General features: G+C 71.2%; 10 protein-coding genes. 7 read left to right on the plus strand and 3 right to left on the minus strand.

The genetic code is table 11. The annotated features are described in order from the left end of the window. The 6 genes from I73_RS22180 to I73_RS22205 all read left to right on the plus strand — a co-directional run. A partial coding sequence (locus tag I73_RS22180) for a hypothetical protein (protein ID WP_022982624.1) occupies window positions 1-358 on the plus strand: 358 nt, incomplete at its 5' end. Further along, window positions 355-903, plus strand: coding sequence for a sigma-70 family RNA polymerase sigma factor (locus tag I73_RS22185; protein WP_022982625.1), 549 nt, complete (start codon window positions 355-357; stop codon window positions 901-903). The genes I73_RS22180 and I73_RS22185, both read left to right, overlap by 4 nt. Window positions 904-980: 77 nt before the next feature. Continuing rightward, complete coding sequence (locus tag I73_RS22190) at window positions 981-2006, plus strand: permease (protein ID WP_022982626.1); 1026 nt, start codon at window positions 981-983, stop codon at window positions 2004-2006. Window positions 2007-2040: 34 nt separating this feature from the next. After that, window positions 2041-2274 carry a thioredoxin family protein gene (locus I73_RS22195; RefSeq protein ID WP_022982627.1) on the plus strand — a complete coding sequence of 78 codons (234 nt, stop codon included), beginning with the start codon at window positions 2041-2043 and terminating at the stop codon, window positions 2272-2274. Window positions 2275-2281: 7 nt separating this feature from the next. Next, a complete protein-coding gene (gene arsA / locus I73_RS29840) occupies window positions 2282-4048 on the plus strand; it encodes an arsenical pump-driving ATPase (protein WP_022982628.1) in 1767 nt (588 codons plus the stop codon). 42 nt (window positions 4049-4090) lie between these two features. Then, window positions 4091-5029 (plus strand): sensor domain-containing diguanylate cyclase, encoded by a 939-nt coding sequence (locus tag I73_RS22205; protein WP_022982629.1) that lies wholly within the window; start codon window positions 4091-4093, stop codon window positions 5027-5029. A 64-nt stretch (window positions 5030-5093) separates the two neighbouring features. Here the strand turns inward: I73_RS22205 and I73_RS33360 are convergent, their stop codons facing one another. Beyond that, window positions 5094-5252: a hypothetical protein gene (locus I73_RS33360; protein ID WP_022982630.1), complete on the minus strand. Its 159-nt coding sequence runs from the start codon at window positions 5250-5252 to the stop codon at window positions 5094-5096. A gap of 157 nt (window positions 5253-5409) precedes the next feature. Continuing rightward, window positions 5410-5790, minus strand: coding sequence for a DnaJ family domain-containing protein (locus tag I73_RS22215; protein WP_022982631.1), 381 nt, complete (start codon window positions 5788-5790; stop codon window positions 5410-5412). 82 nt (window positions 5791-5872) lie between these two features. Here I73_RS22215 and I73_RS22220 point away from each other — a divergent pair, with 82 nt between their 5' ends. Beyond that, window positions 5873-6961 carry a nitronate monooxygenase family protein gene (locus I73_RS22220; RefSeq protein WP_022982632.1) on the plus strand — a complete coding sequence of 363 codons (1089 nt, stop codon included), beginning with the start codon at window positions 5873-5875 and terminating at the stop codon, window positions 6959-6961. Between the two features lie 15 nt (window positions 6962-6976). Here the strand turns inward: I73_RS22220 and I73_RS22225 are convergent. After that, on the minus strand, window positions 6977-7503 hold a 527-nt coding region (locus tag I73_RS22225; RefSeq protein ID WP_022982633.1), incomplete at its 5' end, for a response regulator transcription factor.

A 7503-nucleotide genomic window follows, 5' to 3' on the forward strand; every position in this document is an offset into this window, starting at 1 on the left:
GGCCACCCTGGTGCTGCTGTTTGCCTTTCAGGGCCGGGCCATCCTGCAGCAGCCGCTGGTCATCGCCATGCTGGCGGTGCCCATCCTGATCCAGGTGTTTTTCAACTCGGCCCTGGCCTACTGGCTCAACCGCCGTGTGGGCGAGGCCCACAACGTGGCCTGCCCCTCGGCCCTGATCGGCGCCAGCAACTTCTTCGAGCTGGCGGTGGCCGCGGCCATCAGCCTGTTCGGCTTTGAATCCGGCGCGGCCCTGGCGACCGTGGTGGGTGTGCTGATCGAGGTGCCGGTGATGCTGCTGGTGGTGCGGGTGGTGAACCAGAGCAAGGGCTGGTACGAGCAAGGCGCGCGCTGCGCATGAGCGTGGCCGAAGCCCGCCCCTGCCTGATGCAGGCCTGGCACGCCCACGAGCGTGAACTGCAGGCCTGGCTGGCCAGCCGGCTGGACGACCCGGCGCTGGCGCGCGACCTGCTGCAGGAGATCTTCATCAAGGCCCTGCGCATGGGCAGCCGCTTTTGCGACGTGGCCAATGCCAGGGCCTGGCTGTTCGAGGTGAGCCGCAACGCCCTGACCGACCACTGGCGCCGCCAGCGCCCCACCGTGGCGCTGGACGACAGCCTGCCCGAGGCCGAGCCGGACGCCGCCCCGGCCGTGGACAGCCTGGCCACCTGCCTGCCGCGGGTGCTGAACGAGCTCAGCGCCACCGACCGCGACGCCATCACCCAGTGCGACCTGCGGGGCCTGAGCCAGGAGGCCTATGCCCGGCAACTGGGCATCAGCCTGGCAGGGGCCAAGTCGCGCGTGCAGCGGGCCCGGCGCCGGCTGCGCGCGCAGCTGGTCGCCTCCTGCCAGGTGGTGCTGGATCCGCAAGGCGGCGTCTGCTGCTTCACGCCCCGCGAGCCCTGAGCCCGCCCGCGTCGGCGCCCCTGCATCTTTTGGGGCGGTCCTGCGTCTTCAGATAAGGACGACACAGGACGCACACGATGACGCCCCTGAAACGCTGGTGGATTGGCTTGGCCGTGCTGCTGCCGGCCTGGTGGTGGGCTTACACCCACCTCACCGCCTTCGCCGACACCCTGCTGGCCTGGACGGGCCTGAGCCGCCAGACGGCGCTGGGTGAAGCGCTGCACTTCTTCCTCTTCGACACGCCCAAGGTGCTGCTGCTGCTCGTCGGCGTGGTGTTCGTCATGGGGGTGGTGCAGACCTGGTTCGCCCCCGAGCGCACCCGTGCCCTGCTGGCCGGGCACCGTGCCGGCATCGGCAATGTGCTGGCTGCCCTGCTGGGCATCGTCACGCCCTTCTGCTCCTGCTCGGCCGTGCCGCTGTTCATCGGCATCCTTTCGGCCGGCGTGCCGCTGGGGGTGACCTTCTCCTTCCTGATCTCCGCGCCCATGGTCAACGAGGTGGCGCTGGTGATGCTGCTGGGCCTGTTCGGCTGGAAGGTGGCGGCGCTCTACCTCGGGCTGGGCCTGAGCGTGGCCATCGTGGCCGGCTGGGTCATCGGCCGGCTGGGCATGGAACGCCACCTGGAGGACTGGGTGCAGGCCGTGGCCAGCGGCCAGGGCGGGGCCACGGTGGCGGGCGAGCTGCAGAGCATGCTGCAGCGCCTGCAGGCCGGCGCCAGCCACGTGCGGGAGATCGTCGGCAAGGTCTGGCCCTTCGTGGTGGCCGGCATCGCCCTGGGCGCGGGCATCCACGGCTATGTGCCGCAGGACTTCATGGCCGCCATCATGGGACGGGAGGCCTGGTGGAGCGTGCCGGCGGCGGTGCTGCTGGGCGTGCCCATGTACACCAATGCGGCCGGCATCATCCCCATCGTGCAGGCCCTGCTGGGCAAGGGCGCGGCGCTGGGCACCGTGCTGGCTTTCATGATGAGCGTCATTGCCCTCTCGGCCCCGGAGATGATCATCCTGCGCAAGGCGCTCAAGCCGCGCCTGATCGCCACCTTCGCCGGCGTGGTGGCCGGCGGCATCCTGCTGGTGGGCTACGTCTTCAACGCGGTGCTGTGACGGCACCGCCCCCGTTCTTCAACCAGGAGTGAACATGAAAGACATCAAGGTTCTCGGCTCGGGCTGCGCCAACTGCCGCAACACCATCGCCCTGATCGAGCAGGTGGCGCGGGACAAGGGCGTGCCGGTGACGATCGAAAAGGTGCAGGACATGCAGGCCATCATCGGCTACGGCGTCATGGCCACCCCGGGGGTGGTGCTGGACGGCCAGGTGGTGCATGCCGGCGGCCTGCCCAGCCGTGACAAGATCGAAGCCTGGCTGAGCTGACACCGACATGAACCTCGTCCCCCACCCCACCCGCTACCTGTTCTTCACCGGCAAGGGGGGTGTGGGCAAGACATCCCTGTCCACCGCCACCGCCATCCAGCTGGCCGACCAGGGCCAGCGGGTGCTGCTGGTCAGCACCGACGCGGCGTCCAACCTGGACGAGATGCTGGGCGTGCCGCTGCGCAACGCGCCGGTGGCCGTGCCCGCGGTGCCGGGCCTGTCGGTGCTGAACATCGACCCGCAGGTGGCGGCCGACCAGTACCGCCAGCGCGTGCTGGCCCAGATGGCGCAGGCCTCGACCGAGGAACGCGACACGGTGCGCGAGCAGCTCTCCGGCGCCTGCACGACAGAGATCGCGTCCTTCGACGAGTTCTCCGGCCTGCTGGCCGGTGGCGCGCAGGCCTTCGACCATGTGGTGTTCGACACCGCGCCCACCGGCCACACCCTGCGCCTGCTCAGCCTGCCCCAGGCCTGGAGCGGCTTTCTGCAGGACAACGACCGGGGCGCCTCCTGCCTGGGCCCGCACTCGGGGCTGAAGATGCAGGAATCCCGCTTCAACGCCGCCTTGGCCACGCTGACCGACCCCGCGCTGACCACCGTGGTGCTGGTGGCCCGGGCCGACCGCAGCGCCCTGGCCGAAGCCGGCCGCAGCGCCCAGGAGCTGGCCGCGCTGGGCCTGAACGCGCAGCGCCTGGCCATCAACGGCGTCTTCCCGGCGGCCCAGGCCAGCGATGCCGTGGCCGCCGCCATCGCCCGCCAGGAAGCCGCGGCGCTGGCCGATCTGCCCGCGGCGCTGCAGCCCCTGCCGCAGGTGCAGGTGCCGCTGCGGCCCTTCGACACGGTGGGCGTGGGCGCGCTGCGCCAGCTGCTGAGCGACACGCCCCCCAGCCTGCCGGCCCTGCCCCCGGCGCCGGCCGACGTGCAGGCCGACAGCTTCGGCCATCTGGTGGACCAGCTGGCCCAGGCCGGGCGCGGCCTGATCATGGTGATGGGCAAGGGCGGCGTGGGCAAGACGACCCTGGCCGCCGCCCTGGCCGTGGGCCTGGTGCAGCGCGGCCATGCGGTGCACCTGAGCACCACCGACCCGGCCGACCACCTGGGCGACACCCTGGCCGGCTCGCTGCCCGGCCTGGACGTCAGCCGCATCGACCCCAAGGCCGAGACGTCCCGCTACATCGAGAAGATCATGGCCGCGCGCGCGCCCGGCCTGGACGAGCAGCAACTGGCCCTGCTGCGCGAGGACCTGGCCTCGCCCTGCACCGAGGAGGTGGCCGTCTTCCACGCCTTCTCGCGCACCGTGGCGCAGGCGCGCAGCGCCTTCGTGGTGCTGGACACCGCGCCCACCGGCCACTCGTTGCTGCTGATGGACGCCACCGGCGCCTACCACCGGCAGATGACCCGTGAATTCGAGGGCCAGCCGGCCCTGCACGTGGTCACCCCGCTGATGCGCCTGCAGGACCCGGCCTACACCCGGGTGATCCTGGTCACGCTGCCGGAGACGACGCCCGTGTCCCAGGCCGCGGCCCTGCAGGACGATCTGCGCCGCGCCGGGGTGGAGCCCTGGGCCTGGGTGCTCAACCGCTCGCTGCTGGCCACCGGCACACGCGACCCGCTGCTGCAGGCCCGCCTGGCCGGCGAGCAGCTTCAGGTGCGCCGGGTGGCCTCGGGCCTGGCCCGGCGGCTGCACGCGGTGCCCTGGCAGGCGGAGCCGCCCGTGGGCCTGCCGGCGCTGGAGGCCCTGGCAACGACGCCGGTATCCCGCCCGTCATCTTGATCTGCGATAACGTGCGCTTTGGCAGACTTGAGCAGTACCCCGATGGCTGAGATCAGCGACCTTCCGAACGACAGTGCCGTTTACAAGACCCTGCTGGAATCCACCCGGGCCATTCCCTGGAAGATCGACTGGCCGACGATGAGCTTTGCCTACATCGGCCCGCAGATCGAGCCCCTGCTGGGCTGGCGCCAGGACAGCTGGGTGTCGGCCAACGACTGGGCCAGCCGCATCCACCCCGAGGACCGCGAGCGCGTGGTGAACTTCTGCATCGCCCAGTCCCAGGCTGGGGTGGACCACGAGGCCGACTACCGGGCGCTGACCCAGGACAACGGCTATGTCTGGATCCGCGACGTGGTGCATGTGGTGCGCAACGCCCAGGGCGAGGTGGAATCGCTGGTCGGCTTCATGTTCGACATCAGCGAACGCAAGAAGACCGAAGAGAAGCTGCTGGCCCTGCAGAAGGAGTTGGAGGCCCTGTCCTTCAAGGATGGCCTGACCGGCATTGCCAACCGCCGCCAGTTCAACACCAGCCTGGCCCGCGAGTGGGAAAGTGCCCGCCACAGCCAGCAGCCGCTGTCCTTGCTGCTGATCGACGTGGACCACTTCAAGCAGTACAACGACCTGTACGGCCACCTGCAGGGTGACAGCTGCCTGACCGAGATTGCCCAGACCCTGCGCCTGGCCCTGGTGGGCCCGCGCGATCTGGTGGCCCGCTACGGCGGTGAGGAATTCGTGCTGGTGCTGCCCGAGACCGACGCCGCCGGCGCGCAGCGCGTGGCCGAGCGCTGCCTGCGCCTGATCGACAAGCTGGCCCTGCCCCATGCGCAGAATCCGCATGGGCAGCGGGTCACGGTGAGCATCGGGATGGGCACCTTCACGCCCGGCCCCGGGGCCGAGCCACAGGACGCCCTGCGGGCGGTGGACCAGCAGCTCTACCGGGCCAAGCAAGAGGGCCGCAACCGCATCGCAGCCCTGGTCTGAGGCCCCAAAGAAAACGCCCCGCCCGGGTGGCTGGCACCGCGGGCGGGGCGTGCGTGGACGCCGATCAGCGAATGAACGGGGTCAGCTGGGGAGCCAGCATCAGCAGCGTGCGCTGGCGGTGCTCGATCTCGCAGCGGCGACGCTCGGCGTCGCCCAGATGGGCCGCTTCGGCCAGATAGGCCGCGCGGCTGTCCTCCGGCGAGGACACCGGGGTGTGGAACAAGTCTTTCAGTAAGGTGAGTACGGAGCGCATGGTGTTGTCAGTGTTCTAAGACACTGTATTTATAGGGAAACCCCTAATTCTAAAACCGGGCGCTGTTTCGAGCATGTGACGCAGCGCAGGAAACCCTGCACGGAGCGGGCCCTCCACCGCCCCCCCATCACACCCGCCCCGTCGCCCGCATGCCCTCCAGCCGCAGGGCCAGGGCCTGTTCCAGCTTGCCCAGTTCCCGCTGCAAGCGCCCGCGCGCCTCGTCGGAACAGGCGTCTGCCAGCGCCTGGCGCAGCGCGGCCCGACGGTGGAAGAGCGCGATCTCCGGCGGTGGCACGCCGGCGTTCTTCAGGATCTTGAACGGCAGCCGGAACTCGACCGGGGTCTCGTCCCAGCCCACCATCTCGGCCAGCGGCTTGCCGTAGCTGGGCGCGCCCTGCAGCTCGCCCGAGCGCTGGGCCTGGGCCAGGTGGTCGGCAATGGCCTCGTCCAGCGTGCGCAGGGCCGCATCGCGCTGCTGGCGGGCGTGGGAATCGGTCGGACGGGTCATGGGCTCTCCCGGCAAGCGTGTCCAGCCACCAGCCTACCCCTGCAGACCGCAGGCTTGAAGCGCCGGCGAGAGAATTCCCGCCATGCCATCCACCCCTGACCTGCTGGCCCGCCTGGGCCTGCGCCACCCCATCTTCCAGGCGCCCATGGCGGGCGTCTCCACGCCCCGGTTGACGGCGGCCGTGTCCAACGCGGGCGGCCTGGGGGCCTTGGGCATCGGCGCCAGCACCGCCGCGCAGGCCCGGGCGATGATCGAAGAGACCTTCGCGCTGACCGAGCGGCCCTTCAACGTCAACGTCTTCTGCCACGCGCCAGCACCGGACGACCCGGCCGGCGATGCCGCCTGGCTGGCCCACCTGGCCCCGCACTTCCAGGCCCTGGGCCTGACGCCACCCGCGCAGCTGCGGGAGATTTACCGCAGCTTCGTGGTGTCTGACGACGTGTTCGCGCTGCTGCTGGAACTGCGGCCCGCCGTGGTCAGCTTCCATTTCGGGTTGCCGGATGCGGCGTGGATCACCGCGCTGCGGCAGGCCAGCATCGTCACCCTGGCCACCGCCACCTGCCTGGCGGAGGCCCGGCAGATCGAAGCCGCGGGTGTGGACGCCATCGTGGCCCAGGGCATCGAGGCCGGCGGGCACCGCGGCATGTTCGACCCCTCGGCGCCCGACGAAGGCCTGAGCACCCAGGTGCTGCTGCAGCGCCTGCGGCGCGAGACCGGCCTGCCGCTGATTGCGGCCGGCGGCCTGATGGATGGCGCGGGCATCCGCGCGGCGCTGGCCCTGGGAGCGGTGGCGGCCCAGTTGGGCACCGCCTTCGTGCTGTGCCCGGAATCGGCGGCCGATGCGGCCTACCGCGCCGCGCTGCAGAGCGGGCGGGCCGAGCACACCCGGCTCACCCGCGTGCTGTCCGGGCGCCCGGCCCGCGGGCTGGTGGGCCCCTTCATCGCAGAAGGCGAACAGCTGCCCGCCGGGCTGCAGCCGGCGGCCTACCCACGGGCCTACGACGCCACCAAGCAACTGCATGCTGCCGCCAGCCGCGGGGGCCGCAGCGACGAGGCCTCCCAGTACGCAGCCCATTGGGCCGGCCAGGGCGCGCCGCTGGCCCGCGCCCTGCCGGCGGCGGTACTGGTCGACACCCTGGTTGCGGAGATGGCGCGGCCGACCCGGGCCTGAGAGGCCGTCGCAGGCTCAGCCCTGGGCCTTGGCCACCATGGTGGCCAGCTCGGCCAGCGAGCCGGCCTCCATCTTCAGCATGATGGAGGCGCGGTAGGCCTCCACCGTCTTGACCGACAGCTCCAGCTCGTAGGCGATGACCTTGTTGAGCTTGCCCGCCAGGATGCCGTCCAGCACCTCGCGTTCGCGCCGGCCCAGGCGGGCCAGGCGTTCGCCGACGGAGCGCTGGCGGCTCTGCCGGGCCAGGGCCTCCTGCGACACCCGGATGGCCGCGCCCACCATGTCCAGCAGGTACTGCTCCTTGAAGGGCTTCTCGATGAAGTCGTAGGCCCCGGCCTTGAGCGCCTGCACGGCCATCGGCACGTCGCCGTGGCCGGTGACGATCAGGATGGGCAGCGGGAACTGGCGCTCGGCCAGCAGGCGCTGCAGCTCCAGCCCGCTCATGCCGGGCATGCGCACGTCCAGCACCAGGGCACCGGGGCGCAGTTGCTCGGGCGGCGGCAGCGCGGCCAGGAAGCTGGCGGCATCCGCATAGGTCTGGC

This window comes from Ideonella sp. B508-1 (genome assembly GCF_000333615.1).
GTDB lineage: Bacteria > Pseudomonadota > Gammaproteobacteria > Burkholderiales > Burkholderiaceae_C > Ideonella.